Source organism: Pantoea rwandensis (assembly GCF_000759475.1).
In the GTDB taxonomy this organism is placed as follows: Bacteria; Pseudomonadota; Gammaproteobacteria; order Enterobacterales; family Enterobacteriaceae; genus Pantoea; species Pantoea rwandensis_B.
Genome location: NZ_CP009454.1, coordinates 3,484,095 through 3,500,495 on the forward strand (window position 1 = coordinate 3,484,095; position 16,401 = coordinate 3,500,495).

Genomic DNA, 16,401 nt, shown 5'->3' on the forward strand with positions numbered 1-16,401 from the left:
TTTTTCACCGCATTTTCGCCGCAGGATACGGTAAAATGCGCGACAGATATTGATACACATCACTTCAACTGCACGACAACCTGCAGTTGTCAGTTAAAAGGAACAGCATGAATCGTACCCTGGCAGATTTGGATCGCGTGGTAGCACTGGGCGGCGGGCACGGCCTGGGTCGTGTGATGTCGGCGCTGGCACCGCTGGGCTCACGCCTGACCGGCATCGTGACCACCACCGATAACGGCGGATCCACCGGACGCATTCGTCGTTCGGAAGGCGGTATTGCCTGGGGAGATATGCGTAATTGCCTGAACCAGTTGATCATGGAACCGAGTGTGGCGTCGGCAATGTTTGAATACCGCTTTGCCGGTAACGGTGAACTGGCCGGCCATAACCTCGGTAACCTGATGCTGAAGGCGCTCGATCACCTTAGCGTGCGACCGCTGGAAGCCATCAACATCATCCGCAATCTGCTCAAAGTCGATGCCTTCTTGATTCCGATGTCGGAGCAACCGGTAGACCTGGTGGCGCAGGATTGCGAAGGCAATATGGTGTATGGCGAAACGGCAATTGATGAGATGAAGCTACCGCCGCAAGAGTTGATGCTGCATCCCAATGTCACTCCCACTAAAGAAGCACTGGATGCGATTGCGGAAGCGGATTTGATCCTGATTGGCCCAGGCAGTTTTTACACCAGCCTGATGCCCATTCTGCTGATGGAGGAGATGGCACGCGCACTGCGCCGCACCCCAGCCACCATGGTGTTTATTGGCAATCTTGGACGCGAGTTAAGCCCGGCCGCCAGCCTGACGGTGGCGGATAAACTGGCGATGATGGAAAAAGCCATCGGCAGGCGAGTGATTGATGCCGTGGTGGTTAGCCCATCAGCGGACGTCAGCGGTGTGGAAGATCGCCTGATTGTACGCGAACCGCTGGAGGCCGCCGATATCAAGTATCGCCATGACCGCCAGCTGCTGCGGATTGCATTAGAACATGCGATTCAGGCAGTGTGACCCTGCGAAAGCCGTGTGCGTGATGGCGACCCAAACCCTCACGCTTCTATTAAGAGGCGGCGATAAACAACTCGCGCAGCTGGTGCAACTGGTCGCGCACGCTGGCGGCCTCTTCGAACTCCAGATTCTGCGCGTGCTGCTGCATCTGCACTTCCAGCTCGTGAATTTTCTTCTGCATGGCTTGTGGCGTCAGCGCCAGATAGTTGGCCTCTTCTTCTGCCGCCACACGTGAGGCAGTTTTGCCCTTGCCGCGCGTTTTCACCACATTTTTGCCCAGCTCAAGAATATCGGTGATTTTCTTGTTGAGGCCCTGCGGCACAATGCCATTCTCTTCGTTGTAACGCTGCTGCTTCTCTCGACGACGTTCGGTTTCGCCCATCGCGCGTTCCATCGAAGGGGTGATCTTATCAGCGTACAGAATCGCCTTACCGTTGATGTTACGCGCCGCACGGCCAATAGTCTGGATCAGTGAACGTTCGGAACGCAGGAAGCCCTCTTTATCCGCATCGAGGATCGCCACCAGCGACACTTCCGGCATGTCGAGACCTTCGCGCAGTAAGTTGATGCCCACCAGCACATCGAACTCACCGAGACGCAAATCACGAATGATCTCCATACGTTCAACCGTATCGATATCGGAGTGCAGATAGCGCACCTTCTCGCCGTGCTCCACCAGATATTCGGTAAGATCTTCCGCCATGCGTTTGGTCAGCGTGGTGACCAGCACACGTTCATTGATCGCCACGCGTTTGCGAATTTCTGACAGTAAGTCATCCACCTGAGTGGCGACCGGTCGCACTTCCAGAATCGGATCCAGTAGCCCGGTGGGACGTACCACCTGATCAATCACTTCGTCACCGGATTTTTCCAGCTCATATTTACCCGGCGTGGCCGAGACATAAATGGTTTGCGGTGCCAGCGCTTCAAACTCTTCAAAGCGCATCGGACGGTTATCCAGCGCCGAAGGCAAGCGGAACCCATATTCTACCAGCGTCTCTTTACGTGCGCGGTCGCCACGATACATGCCGCCAATCTGGGGAATGGTAACGTGCGATTCGTCCACCACCAGCAAACCATCGGCGGGCAGATAGTCAAATAAGGTCGGAGGTGGCTCGCCCGGACCGCGACCCGAGAGATAGCGCGAGTAGTTTTCAATGCCGGAGCAGTAGCCGAGTTCGTTCATCATTTCGAGATCGAACTGGGTACGCTGGCTGATGCGCTGCTCTTCCAGCAGTTTGTTGTTCTCCAGCAGCACCTTACGGCGATCCACCAGCTCAACTTTGATCTCTTCCATCGCCTGCAGAATACGCTCGCGCGGCGTCACGTAGTGCGTTTTCGGATAGATAGTGAAACGCGGAATCACGGACTCAATCTGGCCGGTCAGCGGATCGAACAGCGACAAGCGCTCAACTTCTTCGTCAAACAGCTCGACACGCAAGCCGATGTCGTCGGATTCAGCCGGGAAGATGTCGATCACTTCGCCACGCACGCGGAAGGTGCCACGCTGGAACACCTGGTCGTTGCGGGTATATTGCAGCTCCGCCAGACGACGCAGAATGCTGCGCTGGTCGATAATCATGCCACGCGTTAAGTGCAGCATCATTTTCAGATAGAGATCGGGATCACCCAGGCCGTAAATCGCCGAGACCGAGGCCACCACAATCACATCGCGGCGCTCCAGCATCGCTTTGGTGGCCGAGAGACGCATCTGCTCAATGTGTTCGTTCACGGCCGCATCCTTCTCAATAAAAGTGTCGGAACTCGGCACATAGGCTTCAGGCTGGTAGTAATCGTAGTACGAGACGAAAAACTCCACGGCGTTATCCGGGAAGAACTCTTTCATCTCACCGTACAACTGCGCCGCCAGCGTTTTGTTCGGTGCCATCACCATCGTCGGGCGATTGAGATCGGCAATCACGTTGGCGATGGTAAAGGTTTTACCCGATCCAGTTACCCCCAACAGGGTTTGGTGTGCGAGACCATCCTCCAGCCCCTCTTCAAGACGACGAATGGCCTCAGGCTGATCGCCTGAAGGTTTGAATTCAGAGTTGAGTTTGAAGGCTTTACTCATGGTTTTGCGGTTCCTGCAGAAGATGTCAGCGAGCAGGCTGATAATTCTACTCTGCTATGACGAATTTGCCAGAAAAAAATACTGGATATATTTACAGATATCTTGCACGATAACGGGGAAAGCACCTGTTTCGCTTCAGTGCAATTTAAGCGGCAAAAGGCAAAAGCTTGTTGCGCAAGGTTATCCCCAGAGCCGTGACGCTTTTAACATTTGTCAAGAGAGCGTCATTAAATTGCAGTCCGATGACAAGGCAGAAAAATCTCAGGCTTGCTTTTAATTAACCTGCTGATTTTATTGATAATGACTTCAAAGTCCAGTTTCGCAGCATAATGTATGCAGGCCGCGTATTTCCTCGCTTCCACACGGTTTTCAGTCGCTAATGCACAAGGTTATCCACAGGAATAGTGGATAACTGAATCCAGCCCCGAGCCCATCAGCTGTGTATAATTTTCTCCGCTCTTATCCTGGCGTGCGAAATATTTTTTTTTGCGTTTTTTTTCCGCCTGCCTTAAACCGCTTTAACTATCCTTTTCGCAAGTCAAGCACCATTGTTGTCGTAAAAACCGTACCTTGAGACCACTTATTTCTTCAGTGATTGCCTTATCAGTGAACAGATGCACCAGAAACGTTAAGCATTCAGCACCGTCAAAGTGCAGCCAGGTTATTACCCAGTGGAATTATTAAGCATTACTCACCTTTTAAGCCCGCTTTCACCTGATTCTGACGCAGAATGCCTCGTCCCACTAACCTGGCCTGGTAATTGCAGTAGTTTAACCATGGAGTGACGAGTCCATACGGCTTGCCTTGCGAGCTAACAACAGCAGTGTCCACCCTAATCGTGCACGACTGTATGCCAGACGACACAGAGCGGGAGCATTCAGGCAAATAATCTGGAAGGAGTATGTCAGATGCTGAGTTTACGTTCGGTGAATCAGTTCTACGGTCACAACCATATCCTGTGGGATGTGGATCTCGATCTGCCGCCCGGTACCTGTACGGGTGTGCTGGGCAGTCCTGGCATGGGCAAAACCACGCTGGTGAACTGCATTATGGGTCGCTTGCCCATTAACAGTGGCTCGATGATCTGGCAGGAAGATGGCTCGCCACCCGAGAATTTGTTGCTGCAGCCCGCTGAACAGCGTGCGCGCATGGGGATCGGTTATGTGCCGCAAGGTCGCCATATCTTTTCGCAGATGAGCGTGGAAGATAATTTAATGATCGCCCTGATGGCCGCCCAGGACGATCGCAGCCGCGCCATTCCTGAAATGGTATTTGATCTGTTCCCGGCACTCTATTCCTTGCGTCATCAGCGCAGTGGCGAATTGCCGATGGATCAACAGCAGCAGCTGGCACTGGCGCGTGCATTAGTGCTGCAACCTAAGCTACTGATTCTGGACGAGCCGACCGAAGGGATGTCTCCGTGGCTGGAAGAGGAGATGGGCAACCTGATCCGCCGTCTTAATCGCGATTACGGCCTGACCATTTTGCTGCTGGAGCAGCATGTCTCCTTCATCCGCCGCGTGGCAGACTATTTCCTGCTGCTTCACCGTGGTCGCAATGTGGCGCAGGGTAAGGTCGCTTTGCTGGATGATGTGACGGTGAATAAGTGGCTGACAGCGACCTGATGACCTGGTCGCCATCAATCAACTGCACCCCAAATGCTGGTTCATAATCTGACATTGAAGGTGCGGGTCTATGGCGGCCCTACGGACGAAATGACGTCAGGTGCGCATTGTTGCGCACCTGAGATAGGTTCGCCATTCATAACGATCCTACGGGCGATATAAACCAGAGTGCGCATGGAAGCGCATCTTAAACAGGTTCATTATTGCGGCAACGTCAAATACTGACCGCACTCGGCCTGTTGTGCTTCACTGTCCAGGTAGGGAATTTCACCGAGAAACGGTGCATCAATACGTTGACGCAGGGTGGCCATATACTCAGCATGTCGCTTACCCGGCGGCTGAATATCATTGGCAATCCAACCGGCTAACCGCAACCCACGCGCCTTCACCGCTTCCCCTGTCAGCATCGCATGGTTAATACAACCCAGCTTTACACCCACCACCAGAATCACCGGCAGCTGTTCTGCTTCGACCCAGTCGGCATAGGTCTGCGTCTCGGATAACGGCGTAAACCAGCCACCCGCGCCCTCTACCAATACCCATTCGGCCTGCTGCTCGAGCGCACGCAATCCGGCGGATAAGGCAGAAAAAGCGATCGGCCTGCCCTCTTCCGCGCTGACAATATGCGGTGACGTCGGCTCGACAAATGCCACTGGATTAACCTGCTCATAGCTGAGCGTCAGGCTGCTGTAGCGCTGCAACGCCAGCGCATCGCTGTTGCGCACGCCTTCAGGGGTGATCTCACAGCCCGATGCCACAGGCTTGTATCCTGCGGTACGTAATCCCGCTGCGCTTGCCGCCTGCAACAGTGCGCCACTGGCGACCGTTTTCCCCACTTCGGTATCCGTTCCGGTAATAAACCAGCGTGTCATTTATGCAAAACTCCATACATCAGGTGATAACTAAGGCGATAACCCTGCGCATCCTGCGGCCAGTACTGCTCCAGTTGCGCGAGCTGCGAGCGCGTGAGCGGCTGCGCGCCACGTCCGTCGTGCAGATGCGTGGCACCAATGCCTTTCAGAGAACGCATGGCACTCAGCGCGCTGGGGAAATGCAGCGTGATAATCTGCGGCTGGCACTGTGCCGGTAAGCCAGTGAGAGCGGCAGAGAACTGTGCTGCACTGAGAAATCGGTTGGCGTGCTGACGGCCATCTAACCTAGCCCAGGCTTCATGCACTTCATGCAGGGAGCCATCAAGCAAGGTCGAGAACAGCACGCTCCCCCCTGGCCGCGTGACGCGCAGGAACTGATGCAGCGCCAGACGCAGATCGCTACTCCACTGCACCGCCAGATTGCTCCATACACCATCAACGCACGCATCCGGCAGCGGCAGGTTATCGATATCGCCTTGCAGATAGTGCTGCGCCGAGCGCTGCTCTCGTGCGGCATCCAGCATCACGCTGGAGAGATCCAGCGCCGTCAGTTCGCGCCCACGATCGCGCCAGTAGCGGCTGTACCAGCCGGTACCACAACCCGCATCCAGCAGATGCGGCCCGAAACCCGCAGGCGCCAGTGCCAGGAGCGCATCGCCGCTCAGGCGTTGCAGTTCGGCATGCTGCTCATAATGCTGTGCCGCACGGCCAAATGCTTTGGCAACGGCTTGCTTGTTAACCTGCAGCGTCATACAGCGCCTCCAGCAGACGATCAATATCGTCATGATGATGAGCAGCCGTGAGCGTAATACGCAGCCGTGCCGTGCCCGGTGGTACGGTCGGTGGACGAATAGCACTGACCCAGTATCCGGCTTGCGCCAGCCGTTGTGATAACGCCAGCGCCGCGCTATTTTCACCGACGATCAACGGCTGAATCGCACTGTTCGATGGCATCAGCTGCCAGGGCAAATCAGCGGCACCGGCGCGGAACCGCGCAATGTGGCTGTTTAGCCGCTCACGCAACGCATCGCCCTGCTGAATTTGCTGCAATGCCGCCAGCAGCGCACAACACTGCGCCGGTGGCATCGCGGTGGAATAGATGAGATGGCGTGAAAATTGCTCGACATAATCCGCCGTGGCATCATCACACAGCAGCGCGGCACCACTGACGCCGAAGCCTTTGCCAAAGGTGACAATCAGCAGTTCCGGCTTCACGCCTTGCTGCCAGCAACTGCCGCGCCCCTGCTCACCACATACGCCAATGCCGTGCGCATCATCCACCAGCAGCCAGCCGTTGGCGCGCCGCGTCTGTTCCGCAAGGGCGGCGAGCTGTGCGCTGTCACCATCCATGCTGAATACGCCTTCCGTCACCACCAGCGTGCCGCCTTCTGGCGGGGTAGCCAGCAGCTTCGCCAGGCTCTCTGGCTGATTATGCGCAAAGCGGCGTAACGTCGCCGGGCTGTGGCTGGCCGCATCCAGTAACGAAGCATGCGCCAGCTTATCGGCAAGGATACGATCCTGCTTTTCCGCCAGCAGGTGGATCACCGCCTGGTTGGCGGCAAAGCCAGAGATAAACAGCAGCGCACGCTTGTAGCCCAGCCAGTCAGCCAGCTGCTCTTCCAGTTGTGCATGATGACGGCTATAGCCGGTGACATGTCCCGATGCGCCAGCCCCCGCACCCGCTTCTGCTGCGCCCTGTTGCCAGGCCGCAATCACCGCTGGATGCTGGCTCAGCCCGAGATAATCATTGCTGGAAAAATGGCGGTAGGTAAGCCCCTCCAGCGTTATCTCACGCACGCTGTTGTGTTCAACCCGGCGCCGCAGTCGCCAGCCATCGGCTTCACGTCGCGCCGTCAGCGCCTGTTCGATGCGTGATGACCAGACCATCACACCGCCGCGTTGTAGAACTGCTCGGTATCGGCGTGCACCAACTGCTCGCTGAGCTGATACTGCTGTTCGTTATCACCGGCAGTCGTGGCGGTATGTTCTGGATTAAGACCCAGCTTGCGGAACAGGATCAGATCTTTGTCCTCTTCCGGGTTTGGCGTGGTCAGCAGTTTGCAGCCATAGAAAATCGAGTTGGCACCCGCCATAAAGCACATCGCCTGAGTCTGCTCGCTCATCTGTTCACGTCCTGCGGACAGGCGGACATGCGACGATGGCATCATGATGCGCGCCACGGCGATGGTGCGGATAAAGTCGAACGGCTCAACGTCATCGTTATCGGCCAGCGGCGTGCCTTTCACTTTCACCAGCATGTTGATCGGCACGCTTTCTGGCGGTGTTGGCAGGTTCGCCAGCTGCACCAGCAAGCCAGCGCGGTCTTTCACGGTTTCACCCAGCCCGACGATGCCGCCAGAACAGACTTTGATGCCTGCGCCGCGCACTTTATCCAGCGTATCCAGGCGTTCCTGATAGCTGCGCGTGGTGATGATGCTGCCGTAGAATTCCGGCGAGGTATCAAGGTTGTGGTTGTAGAAATCGAGTCCCGCTTTGGCAAGGCGTGCCGCTTGCGTATTTTCCAGCGTGCCCAGCGTCATACAGGTTTCCATGCCCATCGCTTTAACGCCCTGCACCATCTGCTCCAGATACGGCATGTCGCGTTCGTGCGGGTTTTTCCACGCAGCGCCCATGCAAAAACGGCTGGATCCTGCCGCTTTCGCTTTACGCGCCGATTCCAGCACCGCTTCCACTTCCATCAGCCGCTCGGACTCCAGCCCGGTTTTGTAGCGCGCACTCTGCGGGCAGTATTTACAGTCTTCCGGGCAGGCACCGGTTTTGATCGACAGCAAGGTGCTGACCTGCACCTGGCGCGGGTCAAAATGTTGACGGTGAACTTGCTGCGCTTCGAACATCAGCTCAAGGAAAGGTTTATCGAACAGTGCCTGGGCTTGTGTCAGTGTCCAGCGGTTTGCCATTGCTTACTCCAAAAAAAGGGGTTCATCCCGACGATTAACGTGGTTATACTCGTAAACTAAATCTTTTCAAAATGGTTTACAAGATCGATGTTCACCCAAGACGACCTCCACTTTGATCGCCAGCATATCTGGCATCCTTACACGTCAATGCGCGATCCCCTGCCCTGTTATCCGGTGGTCGCGGCGCACGGTTGCCAGCTTCAGTTGGCCGATGGACGCGAACTGGTCGACGGCATGTCGTCGTGGTGGGCAGCGATTCACGGCTATAACCATCCTCGTCTCAATAAGGCGCTGACGCAGCAAATGGCGCAGATGTCACACGTGATGTTTGGTGGTATTACCCATCCGGCAGCCGTTGAACTGAGCCGCCAGCTGGTTGCCATGACACCGGAAGCGCTGGAGTGTGTGTTCCTCGCCGATTCGGGGTCGATTGCCGTCGAAGTGTCGATGAAAATGGCGTTGCAGTACTGGCTGGGGCGCGGTGAAACGCGACAAAAATTCCTGACGTTAAAACGTGGCTATCACGGCGATACCTTTGCCGCAATGTCGGTGTGCGATCCGGAAAATTCGATGCACAGCCTGTGGCGCGGCTATCTGCCAGAACATCTGTTTGCTGCCGCACCGCAGTGCGGTTTTGATGATGCATGGAACGAAGCGGACTTCGCCGATTTCGCCCGGTTAGCCGAGACGCACCATCGCGAGATTGCCGCCGTGATCCTTGAACCCATTGTGCAGGGAGCGGGCGGCATGCGTTTCTATCACCCGCGCTACCTGCAACAGGTACGTGAGCTGTGCGACCGTTACGGCATCCTGCTGATTGCCGATGAGATCGCCACCGGCTTTGGCCGCAGCGGCAAGCTGTTTGCCTGCGAACACGCCGGGATTACGCCAGACATTCTCTGCCTCGGTAAAGCACTCACCGGCGGTACCATGACGCTTTCCGCCACGCTGACCACGCGTGAAGTCGCCGACACCATCAGCCGCAGTGCGGCAGGCTGCTTTATGCATGGCCCGACCTTTATGGGTAATCCGCTGGCCTGTGCGGTGGCCATTGAAAGCCTGACGATGATCAACGAGGGGCTCTGGCCCGCGCAGGTGGCGGCGATTGAACAGCAATTGCGTCGTGAGTTGTTGCCGTTGCGTGAGCATCATGCGGTGGTGGATGCACGCGTGCTGGGCGCGATTGGTGTGATTGAAACGCGTTCACCGGTCAATATGGCGGCACTGCAGCAATTCTTTGTCGAGCGTGGCGTATGGATTAGGCCGTTCGGCAAGCTGATCTATCTGATGCCACCTTATCTGATTTCTGCCACAGAGCTGGCGCAGTTAACCCAGGCGGTGCGCGCGGCATTGGACGTTGAGGCGCATTTCCTGCCTTAAGCTAACTGGAAGTGCCGCGTGTTTTCCACCATGATGGAGGACACACTGCACAACGGAAAAGGAGAAGTCATGCGCGTAGTTAGCCAGGATTTTAACGATGGCGATAAGATGCCAGAGCGACACGTATTCAACGGCATGGGTTATCAAGGCGATAACCTATCACCGCATCTGGCGTGGGATAATGTGCCCGCGGGGACCAAAAGTTTTGTGGTGACTTGTTACGATCCTGATGCACCGACCGGTTCTGGCTGGTGGCACTGGGTCGTGGCGAATATTCCGGCGGACGTTACCGAGTTGCCGCAAGGCTCTGGTTCAGGCGTGGTCGAACTGCCTCAAGGTGCACTTCAAACCCGTACCGATTTCGGACAAACCGGCTACGGCGGCGCAGCACCACCGCAGGGCGAATCTCATCGCTACATCTTTACCGTGCACGCGATGGGCACCGATAAGATTGATGTCGACGCCGGCGCGAGCGGCGCTATGGTAGGCTTTAATGTGCATTTCCATGCACTGGCGAGTGCATCAATCACGGTGATGTATTCTTAACATGCAAACGGCGCCAAAAGGCGCCGTTTCTCAACCTGGATTCAGATCAATCCAAGGTGTGAATCACCACCCACATCGGGCCTTGACCCACCGCATAACGCGCCAGCGGCTGCAACAGACCGCGATCGGCAATCTTGTAGACTTCGATATGGTGCGACTTCTGCCCTGCCGCCACCAGATACTGACCGCTGTTATCGATATTGAAGCCGCGCGGCTGAGTTTCGGTCGGCTGATAACCTTCAATCGCCAGCACTGAGCCATCTTCGCTGATGCTAAATGCGGTAATGGTGCTGCTGGTGCGATCGCAGGCATAGAGGAAACGGCCGTCTGGCGTGATATGGATATCGGCCGCCCAGCGCGTATCGCTGAAATCTTTCGGCATCATATTCAGACTCTGCACGCGCTCAACCTGACCGTGCACGTTGTTCAATGCCCACACATCTACGGTGCTGTCGAGTTCATTGACCACATAGCCATAATCGCCATTCGGATGGAAAGCCATATGACGCGGGCCTGCACCTTCAACCGTGGTGACCTGCGCTTGTTCGCGCGGTGTCAGAGTGCCATCCGCATTGAGCTGGAACAGGCAGATACGATCCTGCTTCAGTGCCGGTACAAACAGCGTTTGGTTGCCGAGATCGATATTGGCTGAGTGGCAGCCATCCATGCCGCCAATCACCTGGCTTGGGGCTTGCGGTAAACCGTCGCTGTCGATCGGGCTGATGCTGACGCACGCGTCGTTGTAGGAGCCGCAGAACAGATAGTTACCCTGGCGATCGGTCGAAATATGCGTTGGGCTGCCCGGCAACGGCGCTTCACCCGCCAGACTCAGGGAACCATCGGCCGCAATGCGGTACGCTAACACGCGAAAATTCGGACGAACGCCGACATAGAGGAAATCTTTCTTCGGGCTCACCACCATCGGCTGCACCTGACCGGCCACGTCCGTGACCTGCAATAACGTCAGTGCGCCATCTTCCTGCAACTGCCATGCGTGGATCTGCTGGCTCTCTGGACTGGCGGTATACACGACTTGTTTCATGCGTTTTTCCTTATTCGCTGCCTGATGAAAGGGATAACTGTAGCGCGTTTCATTTTGCCGCGCTGAATTCATTTGTGCCCTGTTTTTTGTCTCAGGGCCGCTGCCGGGTGTAGACTTAACGCTTTGCTAACTCCCGGACGGAAAGTGTAATGAGCTACCGCGTAATCGCCCTTGACCTTGACGGCACCCTGCTGACCCCCACAAAAACCATTTTGCCTGAATCGATCGAAGCTTTAGCCCGCGCACAACAGGCGGGTGTCAAAGTGCTCATCGTTACCGGTCGCCACCACTGCGCGATTCATCCTTTTTATCAGGCGCTGCAGTTGGATACACCCGCAATCTGCTGTAATGGCACCTACTTGTACGATTATGCAGCGAAGAAGGTACTCGCTGCCGATCCGCTGGAGAAAAGCCAGGCGACCCGCGTCATTGAGATGCTCGATCAGGAGAACATTCACGGTCTGCTGTATGTCGATGATGCCATGCTGTATCAAGAGCCGACTGGCCATGTGACCCGCACCCTGAACTGGGCACAATCCCTGCCGGAAGCGCAGCGTCCCCTGTTCCTGCAGGTGCCAAGCCTGGCGCAGGCGGCGCTGGATGCGCAATCCATCTGGAAATTCGCGCTTTCCCATCCTGACACTCGTGCATTGCAGCAGTTTGCGGAACGCACCGAAGCGGAACTCGGCCTGGCGTGCGAATGGTCGTGGCACGATCAGGTTGATATCGCTCAGGCAGGCAACAGCAAAGGCAAGCGTCTGGCACAGTGGGTTGAGAGTCAGGGCTTCAGCATGCAGGATGTGCTGGCGTTCGGCGATAACTACAACGATCTCAGCATGCTGGAACAGGTCGGTCTAGGCGTGGCGATGGGCAATGCTGACGAGGCGATTAAAGCGCGCGCCAAAAAGGTGATTGGCACCAATCTGGAGCCGGGTATTGCCGAAGTGATTTACAAAGAGGTTCTATAACTCTCTGATTTAACAGGTGTGCATAAATGCGCTAATGCCGCTAACTTAGGCCAATGAGAGCATATTTAATCCGGTACGCCTGAATGCGACCCCTACGAAAACCGCACCAACTTTGTAGGGTAGCCATTAATGGCAACCGAAACGCACTTAAATGACCAGCAGTAGTGGATAAATGCACACCTTACAAATGACTCTGGGCCGTTATTGATCATGCCCCTAACTATGCCGTGATCGCCACGCTCTTAATTTGCGCATAAAGCCACTGATCGGGTCGAATCCCCAACTCGTCTCGCGCCCACGGCGAAATCCGCGCCCACAGCTCGCTAATGCCAATGCGCAGCTTCACTTCAACCTGATCGTCAATCTCTAATAACTCGACCACCTGAGCTGGCAGGATATTGCGCACCGAGGTGTTTTGTGGCGGCTGCAAAGCGAGTGAAACATCTCCAGAAGCGATACGAATGCGCAGTGCCGTTTTCAGCGGCTGGTTAACACGGCTTACCCAGATATGCTGATCGCCCAATGAGAGTGCCGTCATGGGATAATCGGGATGCTGCTCCAGCACCTGCACTCTCAGCACGCTGCTGCGATCGGCAATCGGCAGCCACGGGCGCATGGCTGCGCTGCTCCACACTTTCTCCAGCGAACCAAAGGCTTTGACTTTGCCGTTGTCGAGCACCAGCACGTTGTCCGCCAGTTGCAGAATTTCATCCAGACTGTGAGAGACATAGAGAATCGGAATATCGACCTGTTTCGCCAGCTTTTGCAAATACGGCATCAATTCGCGCTTGCGTGGTAAATCCAGCGATGCCAGCGGCTCATCCATCAACAAAATATCTGGCGCGGTGAGCAGCGCACGGCCAATCGCCACACGTTGCTTCTCACCACCTGACAGCGACGCCGGAAAGCGGCTCAGTAAAGGCTCCAGGCCAAGCAAAGTCACCAGCGCGTTAAACTGTGGCTTCATCGCCGCAGCCATCCCGTATTGCAGGTTGCCGCGTACCCGATAGTGCGGGAAGAGACGTGCATCCTGGAACACGTAGCCAACGCGGCGTTTTTCGGGTGGCAGATTGACCTGCGTCGCCGAATCAAACAGCAGACGATCGTTGAGCTGAATCTGGCCGCTTTGCGGCTGTGTCAAACCGCCAATCGCGTTGATCAGCGATGTTTTGCCCGCACCGGATACACCGAAAATAGCCGTAATGCCGCTGCCGGGCACCTGCACGTTGACGTCCAGTTTGTGATCGCCCAGCAGCTGGGAAATATTGAGATTAAGCATCAGGCCGCCCCTAACCGCTTGCGGCCCCAGCGTGCCAGTAGCTCAGAGGCCACCAGCGATAACAGCGCCAGCGCAATCGCCACCGCACACAAGCGGGCGGCGGTACCTTCTGCGCCGGGGGTTTCAATCAGGGTAAACATCGCCGAGGGAATGGTGCGCGTTTCGCCGGGGATATTTGAAACGAAGGTGATGGTGGCGCCAAATTCACCCAATGAGCGAGCGAAAGCGAGAACGGTGCCGACAATGATGCCCGGCAGCGTCAGCGGCAAGGTGATCGTAAAAAACACGCGCCAGCGACCGGCCCCCAGCGTGCGCGCTGCCTGTTCCAGTTTGGTATCAACCGCTTCCAGCGCCAGACGAATGGCGCGCACCATTAGCGGGAAAGCCATCACTGCCGAAGCCAGTACCGCCCCGCGCCAGCTGAAGGCCAGGGTGAAGCCGAACCAGTCGTATAGCCACTCGCCGATAAATCCACGTCGGCCCAGTGCAATCAGCAACAAATATCCCACCACGACCGGTGGCAACACCAGCGGCAAATGGATAAGACTGTCGAGTAAGGTTTTACCTGGAAACCGGCAACGTGCCAGAATCCAGGCCATCATGATGCCAAACGGCAAACTCAACAGCACCGCTACGCTGGAAACTTTTAAGCTGAGAAAAACGGCCTGCCATTCGGGATCACTGAGTATCATTTCTTCGGCGCAAATCCATACTGTTTAAACACAGCAGCGGCATCCGGCCCCTGCAAATATTTGTAGAAGGCTTCAACCGTTGCGTTCTGATGATCTTTTACCACCGCCATCGGATATTCCACTGGCTTGTGGCTATCATCCGGGAAACGTCCTACCACCTGCACTTTGTCACTGGCGACCGCATCAGAACCGTACACGATGCCAAAAGGTGATTCATTGCGTTCTACCAGCGCCAGTGCCGCACGAACATTATTCGCCGGAGCCAGTTGCGTCGAGATGCTGTCCCACGCGCCCAGTTTTTGCAGCGCTTCCTTCGCATAAATTCCGGCCGGAACATGATCCGGGTCGCCCACCGCCAGACGTTCGCCTTTCAACAAACTTTTCCAGTCGGTTTGGGCATTAATGGTCACCGCTTTTGCGCTGTCGCTTTTCGGTGCCACCAACACTAAATCGTTGCCCAGCAGCGTGTAGCGCGTGTTCTCCACCACACTCTTTTTATCCACTGCATAGTCCATCCACTGCTGGTCGGCAGAGATAAACAGATCGGCCGGTGCGCCCTGCTCAATTTGACGCGCCAGCGTGGAGGAGGAAGCGAAGGACGATACCACTTCAAGGCCGCTCTTTTTCTGATATTGCGAGGCAATATCCTGCATCGCATTGGTTAACGATGCCGCAGCAAACACAGTGATCTTCTCTGCCGCCACGGCGTGACCGGCCATGGAAACAGTCAATACGGTAACAGCGGCCCAACGGTAATTGATTTTCAGCATTTTTTACTCCTTGTTACGTTATATATTCGATAATACAACGTGGGAACAAATGCTGTCATGAACTTAATATCGGCAGGATTGAGGGGAAGTTAAAGAAAAAACGCCCGCTGGGTGCGGGCGCTTGTAAAATCAGTGTTGCGAGCTGTTGGCAGGACGATCGTCGCGGCGGCCAAATTTGGAGATGACGTTGAACACTTCACCCAGGCCGTAAATCAGACCGAGCATAATGGCCATCACAATTGGCACCATGATGACAGCCACAGCCAGGCTTTTAAGCAGTTCCAGCATGGAAACCTCACGCAGAAAATAAAAAAGTGATTGTAACGGTTAGGGAAAAAAACGCACTGCCCTTTTCGTGCTTTTACTTTTGGCCTTACACTTGTCGCACTAACTTAAGGAGCTGACATGCAGGCAGAACTTTCTCTACACATTCGTCTTCAGCACAAGCTGTTTGCCGACCCACGCCGCATTGAACTGCTTAAGCGCGTTCAGGAAACCGGCTCCATCAGCCAGGGCGCTAAATTAGCGGGTATCAGTTACAAAAGCGCCTGGGACGCCATCAACGATATGAATCAGATGGCTGATCAAACCTTAGTTGACCGCGCCACCGGTGGCAAAGGCGGCGGCGGTGCGCAGTTGACCCGTTATGGTGAACGTCTGATTCAGCTGTTTCAGCTAATGGAACAGATTCAGCAGAAAGCCTTTGATGCGCTGCAAAACGACAGCCTGCCGCTGGACAGCCTGCTGGCAGCGATTGCGCGTTTCTCGCTGCAAACCAGCGCACGAAATCAGTTGTTTGGTACGGTCATGGCGCGCGACCATCAGCAGGTGCAGCAACACTTTGATGTGCTGCTGGCCGACGGCGTCACACGGTTGCAGGTGGCGATCACCGAACGCAGCGCTGAGCGCCTGCAGCTCGACAGCGGCAAAGAGGTATTAGTACTGATTAAAGCGCCATGGATACAGGTGAGCCGTGATGCCCTAAACAGTGATAATCAATTGCAGGTGACGATAAGCGCGATCGAGCCGGGTGAACAGGTGAGCGAAGTGTTGATGACATTGCCGAGTGGTGAAACCCTGTGTGCAACGGTGAACAACGCGCAGGTGCAACAGCAGAATCTGCAGCCAGGCGATAGTGTGACCGCCAGTTTTAATGCTGAACACGCCATCATCGCCACACTGCTCTGAAATCAAGGCCATGATTTGACTTCGTCTGCGTCGCTCGCTACAA

The 16,401-nt window shown here is 55.7% G+C and carries 16 protein-coding genes; 6 read left to right on the forward strand and 10 right to left on the reverse strand.

Annotated features, from left to right (window positions below; genetic code table 11):
• Nucleotides 1–107: 107 nt before the first annotated feature.
• Complete coding sequence (locus LH22_RS15900; RefSeq protein ID WP_034821119.1) at nt 108–1,007, forward strand: gluconeogenesis factor YvcK family protein; 900 nt, start codon at nt 108–110, stop codon at nt 1,005–1,007.
• Nucleotides 1,008–1,056: 49 nt separating this feature from the next.
• On the opposite strand, the gene uvrB is transcribed toward LH22_RS15900, so the two are convergent.
• Nucleotides 1,057–3,078 (reverse strand): excinuclease ABC subunit UvrB, encoded by a 2,022-nt coding sequence (gene uvrB, locus LH22_RS15905; protein WP_038648108.1) that lies wholly within the window; start codon nt 3,076–3,078, stop codon nt 1,057–1,059.
• A gap of 908 nt (nt 3,079–3,986) precedes the next feature.
• Between uvrB and LH22_RS15915 the strand changes: the two genes are divergently transcribed.
• Nucleotides 3,987–4,703: an ABC transporter ATP-binding protein gene (locus LH22_RS15915; protein WP_034821129.1), complete on the forward strand. Its 717-nt coding sequence runs from the start codon at nt 3,987–3,989 to the stop codon at nt 4,701–4,703.
• A 200-nt stretch (nt 4,704–4,903) separates the two neighbouring features.
• Here LH22_RS15915 and bioD read toward each other — a convergent pair whose 3' ends face one another.
• From bioD to bioB, 4 genes are read right to left on the reverse strand one after another with little or no spacing between them, the layout of a single operon-like run.
• Nucleotides 4,904–5,575, reverse strand: a complete 672-nt coding sequence (bioD, locus tag LH22_RS15920) for a dethiobiotin synthase (protein ID WP_038648110.1) — start codon at nt 5,573–5,575, stop codon at nt 4,904–4,906.
• Nucleotides 5,572–6,327: a malonyl-ACP O-methyltransferase BioC gene (gene bioC / locus LH22_RS15925; protein WP_038648112.1), complete on the reverse strand. Its 756-nt coding sequence runs from the start codon at nt 6,325–6,327 to the stop codon at nt 5,572–5,574. The genes bioD and bioC overlap by 4 nt, the downstream gene beginning before the upstream one ends.
• Nucleotides 6,311–7,462: an 8-amino-7-oxononanoate synthase gene (bioF, locus tag LH22_RS15930; protein ID WP_038648114.1), complete on the reverse strand. Its 1,152-nt coding sequence runs from the start codon at nt 7,460–7,462 to the stop codon at nt 6,311–6,313. The genes bioC and bioF overlap by 17 nt, the downstream gene beginning before the upstream one ends.
• Nucleotides 7,462–8,493, reverse strand: coding sequence for a biotin synthase BioB (bioB, locus tag LH22_RS15935; RefSeq protein ID WP_038648116.1), 1,032 nt, complete (start codon nt 8,491–8,493; stop codon nt 7,462–7,464). Before bioB ends, bioF begins: the two co-directional genes overlap by 1 nt.
• Nucleotides 8,494–8,580: 87 nt before the next feature.
• On the opposite strand from bioB, the gene bioA reads away from it, so the two are divergent.
• Complete coding sequence (bioA, locus tag LH22_RS15940; protein ID WP_038648119.1) at nt 8,581–9,873, forward strand: adenosylmethionine--8-amino-7-oxononanoate transaminase; 1,293 nt, start codon at nt 8,581–8,583, stop codon at nt 9,871–9,873.
• A 69-nt stretch (nt 9,874–9,942) separates the two neighbouring features.
• On the forward strand, nt 9,943–10,419 hold the full coding sequence (locus tag LH22_RS15945; protein WP_038648122.1) for a kinase inhibitor: 477 nt from the start codon (nt 9,943–9,945) through the stop codon (nt 10,417–10,419).
• A 46-nt stretch (nt 10,420–10,465) separates the two neighbouring features.
• Here LH22_RS15945 and pgl read toward each other — a convergent pair whose 3' ends face one another.
• Entirely contained in the window at nt 10,466–11,461 is a 996-nt protein-coding gene (gene pgl, locus LH22_RS15950) for a 6-phosphogluconolactonase (protein ID WP_038648125.1), read from the reverse strand.
• Nucleotides 11,462–11,610: 149 nt separating this feature from the next.
• Here pgl and LH22_RS15955 point away from each other — a divergent pair, with 149 nt between their 5' ends.
• On the forward strand, nt 11,611–12,429 hold the full coding sequence (locus LH22_RS15955) for a pyridoxal phosphatase (protein ID WP_038648127.1): 819 nt from the start codon (nt 11,611–11,613) through the stop codon (nt 12,427–12,429).
• Nucleotides 12,430–12,649: 220 nt separating this feature from the next.
• Here LH22_RS15955 and modC read toward each other — a convergent pair whose 3' ends face one another.
• The 4 genes from modC to LH22_RS20325 form a co-directional block, all read right to left on the reverse strand.
• Nucleotides 12,650–13,708, reverse strand: coding sequence for a molybdenum ABC transporter ATP-binding protein ModC (gene modC, locus LH22_RS15960; protein ID WP_038648129.1), 1,059 nt, complete (start codon nt 13,706–13,708; stop codon nt 12,650–12,652).
• On the reverse strand, nt 13,708–14,400 hold the full coding sequence (gene modB, locus LH22_RS15965) for a molybdate ABC transporter permease subunit (RefSeq protein WP_038648131.1): 693 nt from the start codon (nt 14,398–14,400) through the stop codon (nt 13,708–13,710). Before modB ends, modC begins: the two co-directional genes overlap by 1 nt.
• Nucleotides 14,397–15,170 (reverse strand): molybdate ABC transporter substrate-binding protein, encoded by a 774-nt coding sequence (gene modA / locus LH22_RS15970; protein WP_038648134.1) that lies wholly within the window; start codon nt 15,168–15,170, stop codon nt 14,397–14,399. Before modA ends, modB begins: the two co-directional genes overlap by 4 nt.
• A gap of 129 nt (nt 15,171–15,299) precedes the next feature.
• Entirely contained in the window at nt 15,300–15,458 is a 159-nt protein-coding gene (locus tag LH22_RS20325; protein WP_013508338.1) for an AcrZ family multidrug efflux pump-associated protein, read from the reverse strand.
• A gap of 117 nt (nt 15,459–15,575) precedes the next feature.
• On the opposite strand from LH22_RS20325, the gene modE reads away from it, so the two are divergent.
• The gene (modE, locus tag LH22_RS15980) at nt 15,576–16,358 is read left to right on the forward strand and encodes a molybdenum-dependent transcriptional regulator (protein ID WP_038648139.1); all 783 of its coding nucleotides are present in this window, start codon (nt 15,576–15,578) and stop codon (nt 16,356–16,358) included.
• Nucleotides 16,359–16,401 lie beyond the last annotated feature (43 nt).